The 13,340-nt window shown below is 68.1% G+C and carries 15 protein-coding genes and 3 riboswitches; of the genes, 4 read left to right on the top strand and 11 right to left on the bottom strand.

Annotated elements, in window-relative coordinates; all coding sequences use genetic code 11:
• Positions 1-94: 94 nt before the first annotated feature.
• Entirely contained in the window at positions 95-706 is a 612-nt protein-coding gene (gene cobO / locus NF616_RS14300) for a cob(I)yrinic acid a,c-diamide adenosyltransferase (RefSeq protein WP_252273964.1), read from the bottom strand.
• Positions 707-822: 116 nt separating this feature from the next.
• Positions 823-1,036, bottom strand: a riboswitch (cobalamin riboswitch).
• Between the two features lie 105 nt (positions 1,037-1,141).
• Here cobO and NF616_RS14295 point away from each other — a divergent pair.
• Positions 1,142-1,477 (top strand): four-helix bundle copper-binding protein, encoded by a 336-nt coding sequence (locus NF616_RS14295; protein WP_252273963.1) that lies wholly within the window; start codon positions 1,142-1,144, stop codon positions 1,475-1,477.
• A 3-nt stretch (positions 1,478-1,480) separates the two neighbouring features.
• Here NF616_RS14295 and NF616_RS14290 read toward each other — a convergent pair whose 3' ends face one another.
• The 6 genes from NF616_RS14290 to NF616_RS14265 all read right to left on the bottom strand — a co-directional run bounded on the left by NF616_RS14290 (position 1,481) and on the right by NF616_RS14265 (position 5,449).
• Complete coding sequence (locus tag NF616_RS14290; protein WP_252273962.1) at positions 1,481-1,801, bottom strand: hypothetical protein; 321 nt, start codon at positions 1,799-1,801, stop codon at positions 1,481-1,483.
• Between the two features lie 226 nt (positions 1,802-2,027).
• On the bottom strand, positions 2,028-2,690 hold the full coding sequence (locus NF616_RS14285; RefSeq protein ID WP_252273961.1) for an O-methyltransferase: 663 nt from the start codon (positions 2,688-2,690) through the stop codon (positions 2,028-2,030).
• Positions 2,687-3,205 carry a C40 family peptidase gene (locus tag NF616_RS14280; protein WP_252273960.1) on the bottom strand — a complete coding sequence of 173 codons (519 nt, stop codon included), beginning with the start codon at positions 3,203-3,205 and terminating at the stop codon, positions 2,687-2,689. The genes NF616_RS14285 and NF616_RS14280 overlap by 4 nt, the downstream gene beginning before the upstream one ends.
• An 84-nt stretch (positions 3,206-3,289) precedes the next feature.
• Entirely contained in the window at positions 3,290-3,907 is a 618-nt protein-coding gene (locus tag NF616_RS14275; protein ID WP_252273959.1) for a C40 family peptidase, read from the bottom strand.
• A 69-nt stretch (positions 3,908-3,976) separates the two neighbouring features.
• Positions 3,977-4,744: an NAD-dependent deacylase gene (locus NF616_RS14270; protein ID WP_252273958.1), complete on the bottom strand. Its 768-nt coding sequence runs from the start codon at positions 4,742-4,744 to the stop codon at positions 3,977-3,979.
• A gap of 33 nt (positions 4,745-4,777) precedes the next feature.
• Positions 4,778-5,449 carry a DNA-3-methyladenine glycosylase I gene (locus tag NF616_RS14265; protein ID WP_252273957.1) on the bottom strand — a complete coding sequence of 224 codons (672 nt, stop codon included), beginning with the start codon at positions 5,447-5,449 and terminating at the stop codon, positions 4,778-4,780.
• Positions 5,450-5,516: 67 nt separating this feature from the next.
• On the opposite strand from NF616_RS14265, the gene NF616_RS14260 reads away from it, so the two are divergent.
• Positions 5,517-5,813, top strand: a complete 297-nt coding sequence (locus tag NF616_RS14260; protein ID WP_252273956.1) for a hypothetical protein — start codon at positions 5,517-5,519, stop codon at positions 5,811-5,813.
• On the opposite strand, the gene cobM is transcribed toward NF616_RS14260, so the two are convergent.
• Genes cobM through NF616_RS14240 form a run of 4 tightly spaced genes read right to left on the bottom strand, consistent with a single transcriptional unit; the run spans position 5,782 to position 7,872 of the window.
• Positions 5,782-6,549 carry a precorrin-4 C(11)-methyltransferase gene (gene cobM / locus NF616_RS14255; RefSeq protein ID WP_252273955.1) on the bottom strand — a complete coding sequence of 256 codons (768 nt, stop codon included), beginning with the start codon at positions 6,547-6,549 and terminating at the stop codon, positions 5,782-5,784. The two genes, NF616_RS14260 and cobM, sit on opposite strands and share 32 nt — an antisense overlap.
• A gap of 12 nt (positions 6,550-6,561) precedes the next feature.
• Complete coding sequence (locus NF616_RS14250; protein ID WP_252273954.1) at positions 6,562-6,975, bottom strand: cobalamin biosynthesis protein; 414 nt, start codon at positions 6,973-6,975, stop codon at positions 6,562-6,564.
• Positions 6,953-7,675, bottom strand: coding sequence for a CbtA family protein (locus NF616_RS14245; protein WP_252273953.1), 723 nt, complete (start codon positions 7,673-7,675; stop codon positions 6,953-6,955). The genes NF616_RS14250 and NF616_RS14245 overlap by 23 nt, the downstream gene beginning before the upstream one ends.
• 11 nt (positions 7,676-7,686) lie before the next feature.
• Positions 7,687-7,872: a CbtB domain-containing protein gene (locus NF616_RS14240; RefSeq protein WP_225592080.1), complete on the bottom strand. Its 186-nt coding sequence runs from the start codon at positions 7,870-7,872 to the stop codon at positions 7,687-7,689.
• Between the two features lie 100 nt (positions 7,873-7,972).
• A riboswitch (cobalamin riboswitch) is annotated at positions 7,973-8,193 on the bottom strand.
• A gap of 60 nt (positions 8,194-8,253) precedes the next feature.
• A riboswitch (cobalamin riboswitch) is annotated at positions 8,254-8,453 on the top strand.
• Between the two features lie 95 nt (positions 8,454-8,548).
• Between NF616_RS14240 and cobW the strand changes: the two genes are divergently transcribed.
• Together cobW and cobN are read left to right on the top strand one after the other, a co-directional pair.
• Entirely contained in the window at positions 8,549-9,601 is a 1,053-nt protein-coding gene (gene cobW, locus NF616_RS14235; protein WP_252273952.1) for a cobalamin biosynthesis protein CobW, read from the top strand.
• A 1-nt stretch (position 9,602) separates the two neighbouring features.
• Positions 9,603-13,337 (top strand): cobaltochelatase subunit CobN, encoded by a 3,735-nt coding sequence (gene cobN, locus NF616_RS14230; RefSeq protein ID WP_252273951.1) that lies wholly within the window; start codon positions 9,603-9,605, stop codon positions 13,335-13,337.
• Positions 13,338-13,340 lie beyond the last annotated feature (3 nt).

Genomic DNA, 13,340 nt, shown 5'->3' with positions numbered 1-13,340 from the left:
TGCGTCGTGCGCAAGGAAGCGGCACGCAGACAGTACAAACCCGTACGGCAAGTGCCGCTGACACCGCGCAAGGCGTGCTGGGGGCGGGAGGACATCAAAACTCGACCCCCTTCTGGGCCTTAACCCCGGCCTTGAAAGCGTGCTTGACCAGGGTCATCTCGGTCGCCGTATCGGCCGCCTCGATCATCTGCGGCTGCGCACCGCGGCCGGTCACCACCACGTGCTGCAGCAGCGGGCGCGCCTCGATATCGGCGAGCACCTGGTCCAGGGGCAGGTAGCCGTGCTTGAGTGCGATGTTCAACTCGTCCAGCACCACCAGGCCGATGCTGTCGTCGGCCAGCAGGCGGCGCGCCACCTCCCAGGCCTCGCCGGCCATGGCGATATCGCGCTGGCGATCCTGGGTCTCCCAGGTGAAGCCCTCGCCCATCACGAACCACTGTACCTCGTCGGGAAAGCGGAGGAAGAAGGCCTCCTCGCCGGTGCTGGCAGCGCCCTTGATGAATTGCACCACGCCCACCCTCATGCCGTGGCCCAGGGCGCGGGCGACCATGCCGAAGGCCGAGCTGCTCTTGCCCTTGCCGTTGCCGGCGTGTACCAGCAGCAGGCCGTATTCGTCCTGGGCCTGGGCGATCTTCTCGTCGACCAGCGCCTTCTTACGCTGCATGCGCGCCAGGTGGCGGGCATCGCGTTCGGCGGATTCGCTCATGGGGGCTCCTGGAAGGCCACGCGCGCCTGCTTGGGCGGGCGCGCCATTCATTGGGGGCAGGAGCAAGAAAGGCGGTGGCCGGGCACAGGGGCCTGCAACCGCAGAGCCCGCCGCACTGCCGTGGATCGCGACAGGCCGGTCTCCGGGCTCGTGAGCCGGGCCGTAGAACCCGCGGATCGCGCCTTCCCATGCCGGAGCACAGTGGCGTCGAGCGACCCTTGACTCACCTACCGTTGCGGGGGCAGCGCCGGCGTCTTCCGAAAATGGACCGGCTTCCCTGTTTCACCCGCGAACGCTGCGCGCCGGGGCACCTGAGGCTGGCGCGCAGCTTAGAGCCCGGGTCCGCCAGGGTCAATCGGCACCGCCGGGCAGAAGGGTCGAACCCGCGCGGCGTCGCGGCCTCACAACCAGGACACCCCCAACGAGGAGAATCCCATGGTCCGTGAACGCTACGCCTCCTGCATCCAGGCCTGCAGCGCCTGCGCCATCGCCTGCGAGACCTGCGCCGCCGCCTGCCTCAAGGAACCCGATGTGCAGCACATGGCAACCTGCATTTCCTGCGACATCGACTGCGCCGACCTGTGTCGCCTGGCGGTACGCCTGATGGCCCGGGACAGCCCACTGGCTGACGAGATCTGCCGACTCTGCGCCCTGGCCTGCCAGGCCTGCGCCGAAGCCTGCGGCGAGCACCAGCACGACCACTGCCAGCAATGCGCCCAGGCCTGCCAGCGCTGTGTGGAGGAATGCGAGGCCATGGCGGCCGGCGCCTGAGGCTCAGGGCCGGGGCGTGAACCCGGCCGGCTTGCTCGCCAGCCACGCGACGAAGGTGCGCAGGCGCTCGTCGCCCAGCAGCGCCTCGCGGCTGTTGTAGGTCAGCGCCAGCTCCTTCTCGCTGAACAGCTTGTGGATCTGGTTGTGGCAGGCGCGGCACACCCATAGGGTGGCGGTGATGCGCTCGCTCTTGGCGAAACGCTTCTGCACGTAGGGCTTGTCGTGCAGCGCCTTGGGGATCAGGTGGTGGCGGGTCAGCGGCAGCCGACGAGCGCAGAGTTCGCAGGCGTCGGGCTGGGGCGGCAGGCGGATAAATTCGGGCATGTCGGCATCATCCCATAGCTGCTGTCCCGCGTACCCTCCTCATAACCGCACTCGAAAGCCGAGTACGGCGCTTGCCGTAGGGTGCGCCGTGCGCACCATGACAGCAGGGGTGATGGCAGACTGGCTTGGACCCACGCGACACACCGTGACAACGGCACACTCGATCCGGGGGCCTCGCACGGTGCGCACGGCGCACCCTACATTCGTGTGCACCGCCTGCGGGGGATCAACGCTTGCGGCAGATCGTCAGGCCATCGCCCAGCGGCAACAGACTGAGGTCGACGCGGTTGTCGCGGCGCAGGCCGCGGTTGAGCGCCTGGATGGCGCGGGTGTCGGCACTGTCCGAGTTTTGCTCCAGCACCCGTCCGCTCCACAGCACATTGTCGAACAGGATCAGCCCGCCCTTGCGCGCCAGCACCAGCGCGTGTTCCAGGTACACCGTGTAGTTGGCCTTGTCGGCGTCGATGAAGATCAGGTCGAAGCTCTCGCCGTGGCCGCCACGCTCTAGCGCATTGAGCGTCTCCAGTGCGGGCGCCAGGCGCAGGTCGATGCGCTCGGCCAGCCCGGCCTCCTGCCAGTAACGCTCGGCGATGGCATTGTAGTCGCCCTGCAGATCGCAGCAGATCAGGCGTCCGTCCTCGCCCGCCGCCTGGGCCATGCACAGGGCGCTGTACCCGGTGTAGGTGCCGATCTCCAGCATCTTGCGCGCGCCGCTGAGCTGGACCAGCAGCGCCATGAACTGGCCCTGCTCCGGGGCGATCTGCCAGCGGGAGTCGGGCAAGTGCGCGGTCTCCTCGCGCAGGCGCTGCAGCAGCGGCGACTCGCGCAGGGAGACGTCGAGCAGGTATTGATAGAGGGCGGCGTCGAGATTCAGCGTGCGATTGGTCATGGCTGGCGCGCCAGCTGGTCCGCGGCGAGCACCCGCTTGGCCTTGAGGAAGCTCTTGGTCCAGTACGTCTGGTCCAGGCTGTCCAGGCGTACCGTGCCGCCGCTGGACGGCGCGTGCACGAAGCGGCCTTCGCCGACGTAGATGCCGGCATGGCTGACCCGTCCGCCGCCGCTGGTGGCGAAGAACACCAGGTCACCGCTCTGCAGGTCGCCACGGCCGACGCTGGGCACGCGCAGGTTGATCATGTCGCGGGTGGAACGCGGCAACTGGATGCCGGCGGCGTTGCGGTAGACATAGCCGATCAGCCCGCTGCAGTCGAAACCGCTCTCGGGGGTATTGCCACCATAACGGTAAGGCGTGCCTTCCAGGCCGATGGCGCTGATCACCACATCATCGGTATTGCCATTGATGACGGGAAAGGGACTGGTAGGTACTTCGGAGGAGGGAGGTGTGCCGGCGCAGGCGGTGAGCAGCGCGGCGAGGGCTAGCAGGGTGAGGCGAGCCGTGAAAAGCATGGGCGGTCTTCCTGGCCGGAACGCGCCCTACTCTGCCGGCTCGCATGCACGGGCGCAAGGCCTGCGCATGCGAGCCGGCGAGGATCAGCGGTGCAGGGGGGAACGCTCGGCGTCGGACTGCTCGGGCGCCAGGGCCAGCACGCGCTTGGCTTCCATGTAGCTGCGGCTCCAGTAGCTGTCGTCCAGGCTGTCCACGCGCACGCCGCCGCTGCGGCTGCTGCTGGAGTGGATGAACTGATCATCGCCCAGGTAGATACCGGCATGGCTGACGCGGCCGCGCCCCCGGTTGTTGAAGAAGATCAGATCGCCAGGTTCCAGCTCGTCGCGGGATACCAACGGGGCGTCCATGTTGATCAGCTCGCGGGTGGAGCGCGGAAGCTTCATGCCCGCCTCTTCCTTGAACAGGAAGCCGACGAAGCCGCTGCAGTCGAAACCGCTGGTCGCCGAGGTGCCGCCCATGCGGTAGCGGGTACCGACCAGGGACAGGCCGTGGGCCAGGATGTTGTCCGCCAGCGAAGGCAGTTCGTAGGGTTTGTCGTCCGTGAACTCCGCCATCTGCTCGTCGGTCATAAACTCGACCGGCTGCTGAGGCTCGTGTTGAGCCAGATCCATCTGGGGCTGCTGAGGCGCCTGGGTGGTGGCGCAGGCCGCCAGCAGGGCTGAGAGTGCAATGGGCACGAGGGGTGCGAAGCGCTTGAGCATGGGCACGACCGTGTCTGTCTGGGTTTTTATGGCGGGCGACTATGCCTTCTGCGAAGGTGATTTGCAAATTCAATGCCCGGGAATGTGACCCAGTAGTTCCGGCAAAACGTCTGACGCCCGCCCCGCCAGATGGACATCCACCCAGCGACTGATATCGGTCCGCTGAGGATTCACCTCGACGGTGAAACCCCCGCTGCGCCTGGCCTCGGCGACAGGCTCGACGATGTAGGGGAAGCTCGCTGTAGTGCCCACGGCGATAACTACATCGAAGCCCTGATGCACCTGGTCATAAAGCCGACCAATGGCATCCTCCGGCAGCATCTCCTCGAACAGCACCACCGGCGGGCGCAGCACGCCCCCGCATCGAGCACAGCGCGGCGGCAGGGGCTTTTTCAGGTGCGCGGCCAGATCGGAATCTTCCGCCCCGCAGGATTGACAGAACAGCGGCGCCAGCTCGCCGTGAATCTCGATCAGCCGCTCGACCGGCGAGCCCGCCTGGCGGTGGTAGCCGTCGATGTTCTGCGTCAGCACCCAGCACCCCGGCTTGCGTCGCTGCAGCTCGGCGATGGCGGCATGCCCGGCGTTGGGGCTGGCGCCCAGGCAGGCCTCGCCGAGCTGGGCCAGGTACTTCCAGCACAGCGCCGGATCACGCTGCAGCATCGGCCCGGACAGCGCCGCCTCGATCGGCAGGCCCTCGGCGGTCAGGCCGTTGTACAGGCCACCGAGGCCGCGATAGGTAGGCAGCCCGGAGTCCGCCGAGAGCCCGGCGCCGGTGATGATCAGGATGCGCTCGGCACGCTGGATGGCCTGGGCGACACAGATGATGTCCTGTTGCATGCCTGCTTCCTCCCGCTGCGTCACGCCCTGACGTTAGTGGTTAACGGTATGCGCCAGCATCACCGACAACTGACACAGCGGCCGGCCGCTCTGCGCATGCCATTTATTGAAGGCGGCCTGCACCAGGGCCAGGTCCTTCTGGCTGGTCGGCGCCTTGTCGATGATTTCCTGGGCCTTGAGCGCGGCGACCATGTCATCGGTGGGGATGAAGGAGTCCTTACCGACCATGCGCAGGAAACGCGGTGCCGACAGGCCGCCGAGCTGGTTGCCGTGCTTGGCCAGGTATTTCCACAGGCCGACGATATCGGTCGCCGGCCAATCGCCGATCAGCGCGCCGAAGCTGCCCTTGTCCTTCTGTACATCGAGAATGAACTGCGCGTTACGCGGCACGCTTTTGAGCTTGCCCAGGTGGCGGATCAGCCGCGCGTCCTGCATCAGCCGCTCCAGATGCTCGGCGCCCATCAGCACCACCTTCTGCGGGTCGAAGCCGAAGAATACCTGCTCGAAGGCCGGCCACTTGGCGTCCACCAGACTGTGCTTGAGGCCGGCGCGAAATACCCGCAGGGCGATCAGCGACAGGTAGCGGTCATCGCTCAGCGCGCGCAGCTCAGCGTCGCTCTTCGGCTGCGGCAACCGGGCCTCCAGCGCCGCGGCCGAGCCAAAGCGGTTGAGGCAGTATTCGTGCAGCCACTGATAGTCACGCATGGGAGATCCTTGCCGAAAGAGGCGCACAGGTTGCCCGCATCCCTCCGCGCCGCGCAATATCGCGGCCATGAACGATCCCGTGGAAAGCTTCTTCGCTCAGTGCCAGGCCGTGCTCGCCGGCGATGCCGCCCTGCTTGCTCGCCTGCAGGCGGCCGGTTTCGATTGCCAGGCCGGCTACTGGGCCTTTCGGCTGCTGCAGCTGCAGCAGTGGCTAGCGCCGCAACTGAACTACCCGCGCTTTCGCCAGGCGCTCTACGCCAGCGAACTGAACACGCGCCTGAAGGCGCTGGCCGGCGAGATCGCCATCGCCGACAACCGGGGCCACAGCGACCTCAGTCTGTACTGCCTGCGCCGTCTCTCCTGAACAGATGGCGAGTGGCCTCGGCATACAACGCCGACTCGCCGAAGTCTGCCGGCTCCAGCACCCGACCGACCAGGATCAGCGCGGTTCGGCGAAAGCCCTTCGCCGCCACCCTGGCCTCGATGTCCGCCAGGGTGCCACGCACCCAGTCCTGATCCGGCCAGCTGGCGCGATGCACCACGGCGATCGGGCAATCGGCGCCGTAGTGCGGCAGCAGCTCCTGAACAATACGCGGCAGATGCTGCACACCGAGGTGGATGGCCAGGGTCGCACGGTGGCTGGCCAGGGCGCCCAGCTCCTCCCCCGCCGGCATCGGCGAGTTGTGGCCGTAGCGGGTGAGGATCACCGTCTGCGCCACCTCGGGCAGGGTCAGCTCGGCCTCCAGCAGCGCCGCACAGGCCGCCGTGGCGGTGACTCCGGGAATGATCTCGAAAGGAATCTGCAGCGCGCGCAGTTCACGAATCTGCTCGCCGATGGCGCCGTACAGCGACGGGTCGCCGGAATGCACGCGAGCCACGTCCTGGCCCCTGGCGTGAGCTTCGGCGAGTAGCGTGACGATCTGCTGCAAATGCAGCTCGGCGGTGTTCACCACCAGCTCGGCACTGTGGCCCCGCAACACGGCCTCGGGCACCAGCGAGCCGGCATAGAGGATCACCGGGCAGTTGCGGATCAGGCGCTGGCCCTTGACGGTGATCAGCTCGGGATCGCCGGGGCCGGCGCCGATGAAGTAGACGGTCATGGGAATTCCGGTTCAGGCCGTGGCGATGGCCAGGGTAGCAGCGGCGCTACGCCGTTTGGGGCAGATCAGGGTGGCGGAACGACCAGAGCGTTCGGCCGCGCAAGCTAAAGCACTGGCTTCGGCCACGCTGGCGGCGCCGGTCTGTTCGCGTACCCGCTCCGAGCCTTCACTCAGCTGCGACTCGAAGGGCGCCAGTTGCTCGGCCGAGTAGAAATCCAACGGCAGGCCAAGGTCTGCCGCCAGTTGCAGCAGACCGGCCTCGTCGCGTTTGCGTGCGCTGCTCGCCAGGCCATGCAGCGCACTCAACGGCAGCGCGAGCCGGGCCAGGCTCCGTTCCAGCAGCTCGCGCAGCTCGGCCGCCGTGCAGTCGCGACGGCAGCCGAAGCCGGCGACGATCACCGGATCAGGCGCCCTGCTGTTCGCCACGGGCGAAGAACCAGGCGGCGGCCAGGCCCAGGGCGGACCAGAACACCGCGCTGGTCAGCAGCGAGGCAAGGATGAACTCACGCTCCAGGGCGGCGGGCGCCAGGCTCTCGTGCACTTCCGGATGCGGCGCGCCGATCAGATGCGGCACGGCCAGCAGCACCAGGCCGACGCCACGCAGCGCCCAGTTGCGACCGAAGGCGATCAGGCCCAGGCCGGAGGCGGTGGCAACGGCAGTGCCGATCCACCAGTACTGGCGCAGCAGCAGGTCGGCCGCGGCGGTGCCCGGCAGCTCCGGCGGCAGGCCGGCGGACGGTGCCAGGCTGAACACGGCGAAGCCACCCAGGCCCCAGAGCAGGCCCTGCCAGGTCTGGTTCGGTGCGCGCAGGGTGAACAGGCCGGCCAGCATCAGGGCGAAGCCGACGGCCACCACCAGGTTGCTCAGGCCGGTGGCCAGGGTGCGCTGCCAGCCATCCTCGGGGGCCCAGGCCTCGCCGTCGTGGCTATGGCCGGAGCCCTCCTCGTGTTCGTGCTCATGGGCGGCGACGGATGCTTCATGGCTGTGCTCGGCCGCCGGCTCGGCGGTCTCGAAGGTTTCCGCATGCAGAATCAGCGGGGTGACCCACAGGCTCTGCAGCAGGGTCAGGACGATGGCGGCCAAGAGGCCTGCGAAGCCTGCGGTCTGGGCAATGCGCTTGATCATGGCAGGCAGTCTCAGTGACAGGGGAAGGCAGCGCTGTGGCGCGTATCGTGGGCGGCGTTGTGCATCGCCTCGATGTGCGAGAAGCCGGCGACGAAGATCAGCAGCGCGCCAAGCAGGCAGCTACCGGCGGCGATGGCCAGGCGTTTGGACAAGGGGAGTGAAACAGCGACGGAGGACGACAGCGTGCGGCTGGACATGATGAGCACCTTCCTGGGGTTGATAGACCGGTAGAAGGAACGCAGCACGAAAACAGCCCGCAGGGCCATAAGCCGGCGCGCGCCCGCCCACCGCGGGTTGCCAAACGAAAAGATTCAGGCCGGTCTCCGGGCTTGCGACGCCTTTGCAGGAACCGGGTCGGCCTTCCCATGCGCGAGGCACAGTGGCATTGAGGACCCGTCGATCGCTTACCGTTGCGGGGGCAGCGCCGGACTCGCCCACTCCACTCGGAGAAGGGCCCACCGGCTTCCCGTTTCACCTCGCGCACGGCGGCGAGAGGCACCTGAAACAGCTTTTCTAGAACATCATGAAGCCCGCTGCAGCGTCAACCGCGCGGTTGACCGCCTCTGGGGCACTGCGTAGCCTTGCGCCCTTTCCGAGGTTCTTCTTCGCCAGCGAAGAAGCTAAGAGGGAACAGGGTTCATGCCCTGGCTGCCCCCGCAACTGTGAACGGACGAGATTCTTCGAAATGCCACTGCCCTGTAGGGCGGGAAGGTGAGGAATTTGGAGCCCTTGGGCTCACGCCGTAAGCCAGGAGACCTGCCTCGCAAATGTTTCGACAACCGGGCGGGGTGATCCGGTGGTGTTCGGCCCTCGCTCGTCCGCGCGTGCCTCGCCCTGCCCGTCCGTCCATTTCACGACGCTTCCGGGGCTGCCATGCAATCGCTCGCAAAACTTCCCGTCACCATCGTCACCGGCTTTCTCGGTGCCGGTAAAACCACCCTGCTCCGTCACCTGCTGGCCAACGCCAGCGGCCGCCGCATCGCGGTGATCGTCAACGAATTCGGCGAGCTGGGCATCGACGGCGCCATCCTCAAGCAGTGCTCCATCGGCTGCACCGAGGAAGAAGCCAACGGCCGCGTCTATGAGCTGGCCAACGGCTGCCTGTGCTGCACCGTGCAGGAAGAGTTCTTCCCGGTGATGCGCGAGCTGGTGGCGCGTCGCGGCGAGCTGGACCACATCCTTATCGAAACCTCCGGCCTGGCCCTGCCCAAGCCACTGGTACAGGCCTTCAACTGGCCGGAAATCCGCACCGCCTGCACCGTGGATGCGGTGATCACCGTGGTCGACAGCCCGGCCGTGGCCGCCGGCACCTTCGCCGCCTTCCCCGACCAGGTGGACGCCCAGCGTAAGCAGGACCCCAACCTCGACCACGAGTCGCCGCTACACGAGCTGTTCGCCGACCAGCTGGCCAGCGCCGACCTGGTGGTGCTGAACAAGACCGACCTGCTCGACCCTGCCGCCCTGGCGGCCGTGCGCACCGAGGTGGCCGAGGAACTGCCGCCGGCGGTCAAGGTGATCGAAGCCCAGGGCGGCGACCTGCCGCTGGGCGTGCTGCTCGGCCTGAACTGCGAGACCGAGCTGCACATCGACGCCCGTCGCACCCACCACGACGAGGAAGACGAGGACCACGACCACGACGAATTCGACTCCTTCGACCTGGTCCTGCCGGAGGCCGAGGAAGCCCGCCTGCTCGCCGCCCTGAAGGACGCCGTGGCCAAGCACGGCATCCTGCGCGTCAAGGGCTTCGCCGCCATCCCCGGCAAGGCCATGCGCCTACTGGTGCAGGGTGTCGGCCAGCGTTTCGACCGTCATTTCGACCGCGCCTGGGGCGCAGACGAAGCACGGCAGAGCCGCCTGGTGCTGATCGGCCAGAGCCTCGACCGCGCCGCCATCGAGGCGGAGTTGCAGGCCGCGCTGGCCGGCTGACATGCACCTGCTGCGCGCCCAGGCCGGCGTCACTCTGCCGGCCGACAGCATCGCCGACCTCGGCCAGACCCCGGCCGAGCTGGTGATCCTCTGCACAGGCGACTCACATCTGTCGCTGCTGGCCGAGGTGGCGCGCGAGCTGCCCGAGGACTTCCCCAGCGTGCGCCTGGCCAGCCCGGCGCAGCTGCCCAATCACGCTTCCGTGGACTTCTACGTCGAGCAAGTGCTGCGCCACGCAAAAGTCATCCTGATCTCGGTGCACGGCGGCGTCAGCTATTGGCGCTACGGCATCGAGCGCCTGGTCGAGCTGGGTCGTCAGGGCGCCAGGATCATTCTGGTGCCCGGCGACGATAGTCCCGATCCCGAGCTGACCACGCTGAGCAATGTGCCGAGCGAGGACAGCCAACGCCTGTGGCAGTACCTGCGCCAGGGCGGTGCGGACAACGCATGCCACCTGCTGCACTTTCTCGCCAGTCGCTGGCTGAATCGCGACTACCCCTGGAGCGAGCCGCGCGCCCTGCCGCGCACGCTGATCCATCATCCGCGCCACGCTGAGACAACCCTGGATCACTGGCGCGCCGACTGGCAGCCCGGCCGGCCGGTGGCGGCGCTGCTGTTCTACCGCGCCCAGGTACAGGCCGCTAACACCGCCTTCGTCGACACCTTCTGCCAGCGCCTGCAGGCCCAGGGCCTCAACCCGCTGCCCATCGCCGTCGCCAGCCTCAAGGAAGCCGAGTGCCTGACGCAGGTCGAAGCCTGGCTGGACGAAACTGAGGCGGCGGTGATCCTCAACACCACCGGCTTCGCCCAGTCCAACCCGGAAGCGCCACAAGAGCGGCCGTTCCGCCGCGACGTGCCGGTGCTGCAGGCACTCTGCGCCCTGGACAGCGAAGAACAGTGGCAAGCCAGCGCCCAGGGCCTGGGCCCGCGCGACCTGGCCATGCACATCGCCCTGCCCGAGCTGGACGGCCGCCTGATCACGAGGCCGATCAGCTTCAAGGGCGTGGCCGCACGCAGCGAGCGCAGCCAGAGCGACGTGGTGCGCTATCGCCCGTACCTGCCGGGCATGGACTTCGTCGCCGAGCTGGCCCTGCGCTGGACCCGGCTTGCGGCCAAGGCCAACGCCGACAAGCGCGTCGCCCTGATCCTGGCCAACTACCCGACCCGCGACGGCCGCATCGGCAACGGCGTCGGCCTGGACACGCCGGCCGCCGCGCTGAATATCCTGCGCGCCTTGGAGCAGCAGGGTTACCCAGTCGAGGGACTACCGAGCGACGGTACCGCGCTGATTCACCAGCTGCTCGGCGGCGTGACCAACGACCTCGACAACCTTGACTTGCGCCCCTGCGCCCAGAGCCTGGCGCTGGACGCCTACCAGCGCTGGTTCGCCAGCTTGCCCGCGGCCAACCAGCGCGCTGTACTGGAGCGCTGGGGCCCGCCCGAGCAGGACCCGATGTACCGCAGCGGTCGCCTGATGATCGCCGGCCTGCGCTTCGGCCTGACCTTCGTCGGCATCCAGCCGGCGCGCGGCTATCAGCTGGACGCCGCGGCGGTGTACCACGACCCGGACCTGGTGCCGCCGCACGGCTACCTGGCCTTCTACTGCTGGCTGCGCACGACCTTCGCCGTCGATGCGCTGATCCACGTCGGCAAGCACGGCAACCTGGAGTGGCTGCCGGGCAAGAGCGTCGGCCTGTCCGAGGCCTGCTGGCCGAGCGCGATCCTAGGCCCGCTGCCCAACCTCTACCCCTTTATCGTCAACGACCCCGGCGAGGGCGCCCAGGCCAAGCGCCGCACTCAGGCGGTTATCCTCGACCACCTGATGCCGCCGCTGACCCGCGCCGAGAGCTACGGCCCGCTACGCGACCTGGAGCGCCTGGCCGACGAGTACTACGAGGCCAGCCAGCTCGACCCGCGCCGCGCCGTGGAGCTGCGCAGCGAGATCCAGCGCAAGGTGCGCGAGGCCAGCCTCGACCGCGAGCTGGGCCTGCAGGTCAACGACGACCCGGACAGCTGGCTGCCCCAGCTGGACGCCTACCTGTGCGACCTCAAGGAATCGCAGATCCGCGACGGCCTGCACTGCTTCGGCGAATCACCGAGCGGGCGCCTGCGCCGCGACACCCTGCTCTCCTTGGTACGCATCCCGCGGGGCGACGGCCATGGCCAGCACGCCAGCCTGCTGCGCGCCCTCGCCAATGACTTTGAGCTGGACTTCGATCCACTCGGCGGCGAGCCAGCCGAACCCTGGAGCGGCCCACGCCCGGATTGCCTGCTCCCTCTGAGCACTGAACCCTGGCGCAGCCGCGGCGATACCCGCGAGCGCCTGGAGCTGCTCGCCCTGCAACTGATCGAACAGCCCGCATCGCCTGCGCCCGGCCCTGCCAGCGCCGCAGTACTGAACGAGCTACGCGGCCATATCGCCCCGCTGCTGGACAGCTGCGGCGCCGCCGAAATGAACGGCCTGCTCGCTGCATTGCAAGGCCGCTTCGTGCCGCCTGGCCCGAGCGGCGCACCCAGCCGCGGGCGCCTGGACGTGCTGCCTACCGGGCGCAACTTCTATTCGGTGGACGTACGCCACCTGCCCACACCCACCGCCTGGCGCATCGGCGTGCAGAGCGCCGAGCGCCTGCTCGAGCGCCACCTGCAGGACGAGGGCGAGCATCTGCAGCGCCTGGGCCTGTCGATATGGGGCACGGCGACCATGCGTACCGGCGGCGACGACATCGCCCAGACCCTGGCCCTGCTCGGTGTGCGCCCGGTGTGGCAGCCCGGCAGCCAGCGGGTCGAACGCATCGAGGTACTGCCACTGGAGCAGCTCGGCCGCCCACGGGTGGACGTGACCCTGCGCGTGTCCGGCTTCTTCCGCGACGCCTTCGCCAACCTGATCCGCCTGTTCGACCAGGCCGTGCAGGCGGTAGCCGAGCTGGACGAACCAGAGCATATGAACCCGCTCTCGGCACGGGTGTGGCAGGAAACCCTGGCCCACCAGGACCAGGGCCTGGACCCGGTCGAGGCGCGCCGCCAGGCCGGCTGGCGCATCTTCGGCGCCAAACCGGGGGCCTATGGCGCCGGCCTCCAGAACGCGGTGGAAGAACGCCTGTGGCAGACCCGCGCCGATCTGGCCGAGGTCTACCTGAACTGGGGCGGCTACGCCTACGGCCAAGGCGCCGAGGGCCTGCCGGCGCGTGCGCAGTTCGCCGAACGCCTGCAGCAACTGCAGGCGGTGCTGCACAACCAGGACAACCGCGAGCACGACATCCTCGATTCCAATGACTACTACCAGTTCCAGGGCGGCATGCTGGCGGCGGTCGAGACCCTGCGCGGCACCAAGGCCGCCAGCTACTTCGGCGACAGCAGCCAGCCGGACAACCCGCGCATCCGCACGCTCAAGGAAGAACTCGGCCGCGTGGTGCGTGCCCGCGCGGTGAACCCCAAGTGGATCGCCGGGATGAAGCGCCACGGCTACAAGGGCGCCTTCGAACTGGCCGCCACGGTCGACTACCTGTTCGGCTTCGACGCCACCAGCGAGCTGGTCGACGACCACCAGTACGCCCTGCTGGCGGACGCCTACCTGCTGGACAAGGACACCCGCGACTTCATCCAGCAACACAATCCCGGCGCCCTGCAGGACATGCTCGAACGCCTGCTGGAGGCCCAGCAGCGCGGCCTCTGGCAGCAACCTGGTGAGTACCAGGCGCAGCTGGAAAACCTGCTGCTGGATGCGGAGGAGTCCTGATGC

Origin of the sequence: Pseudomonas subflava (genome assembly GCF_023823685.1) — a bacterium.
GTDB classification, from domain to species: Bacteria; Pseudomonadota; Gammaproteobacteria; order Pseudomonadales; family Pseudomonadaceae; genus Aquipseudomonas; species Aquipseudomonas subflava.
This window is presented reverse-complemented; position numbering and strand designations above follow the sequence as displayed.

Bases quoted from the DNA above. Each gene is read 5' to 3' on its own strand.
- cobO (WP_252273964.1), bottom strand. From the start codon at position 706: ATGAGCGAATCCGCCGAACGCGATGCCCGCCACCTGGCGCGCATGCAG.
- NF616_RS14295 (WP_252273963.1), top strand. From the start codon at position 1,142: ATGGTCCGTGAACGCTACGCCTCCTGCATCCAGGCCTGCAGCGCCTGC.
- NF616_RS14290 (WP_252273962.1), bottom strand. From the start codon at position 1,801: ATGCCCGAATTTATCCGCCTGCCGCCCCAGCCCGACGCCTGCGAACTC.
- NF616_RS14285 (WP_252273961.1), bottom strand. From the start codon at position 2,690: ATGACCAATCGCACGCTGAATCTCGACGCCGCCCTCTATCAATACCTG.
- NF616_RS14280 (WP_252273960.1), bottom strand. From the start codon at position 3,205: ATGCTTTTCACGGCTCGCCTCACCCTGCTAGCCCTCGCCGCGCTGCTC.
- NF616_RS14275 (WP_252273959.1), bottom strand. From the start codon at position 3,907: ATGCTCAAGCGCTTCGCACCCCTCGTGCCCATTGCACTCTCAGCCCTG.
- NF616_RS14270 (WP_252273958.1), bottom strand. From the start codon at position 4,744: ATGCAACAGGACATCATCTGTGTCGCCCAGGCCATCCAGCGTGCCGAG.
- NF616_RS14265 (WP_252273957.1), bottom strand. From the start codon at position 5,449: ATGCGTGACTATCAGTGGCTGCACGAATACTGCCTCAACCGCTTTGGC.
- NF616_RS14260 (WP_252273956.1), top strand. From the start codon at position 5,517: ATGAACGATCCCGTGGAAAGCTTCTTCGCTCAGTGCCAGGCCGTGCTC.
- cobM (WP_252273955.1), bottom strand. From the start codon at position 6,549: ATGACCGTCTACTTCATCGGCGCCGGCCCCGGCGATCCCGAGCTGATC.
- NF616_RS14245 (WP_252273953.1), bottom strand. From the start codon at position 7,675: ATGATCAAGCGCATTGCCCAGACCGCAGGCTTCGCAGGCCTCTTGGCC.
- NF616_RS14240 (WP_225592080.1), bottom strand. From the start codon at position 7,872: ATGTCCAGCCGCACGCTGTCGTCCTCCGTCGCTGTTTCACTCCCCTTG.
- cobW (WP_252273952.1), top strand. From the start codon at position 8,549: ATGCAATCGCTCGCAAAACTTCCCGTCACCATCGTCACCGGCTTTCTC.
- cobN (WP_252273951.1), top strand. From the start codon at position 9,603: ATGCACCTGCTGCGCGCCCAGGCCGGCGTCACTCTGCCGGCCGACAGC.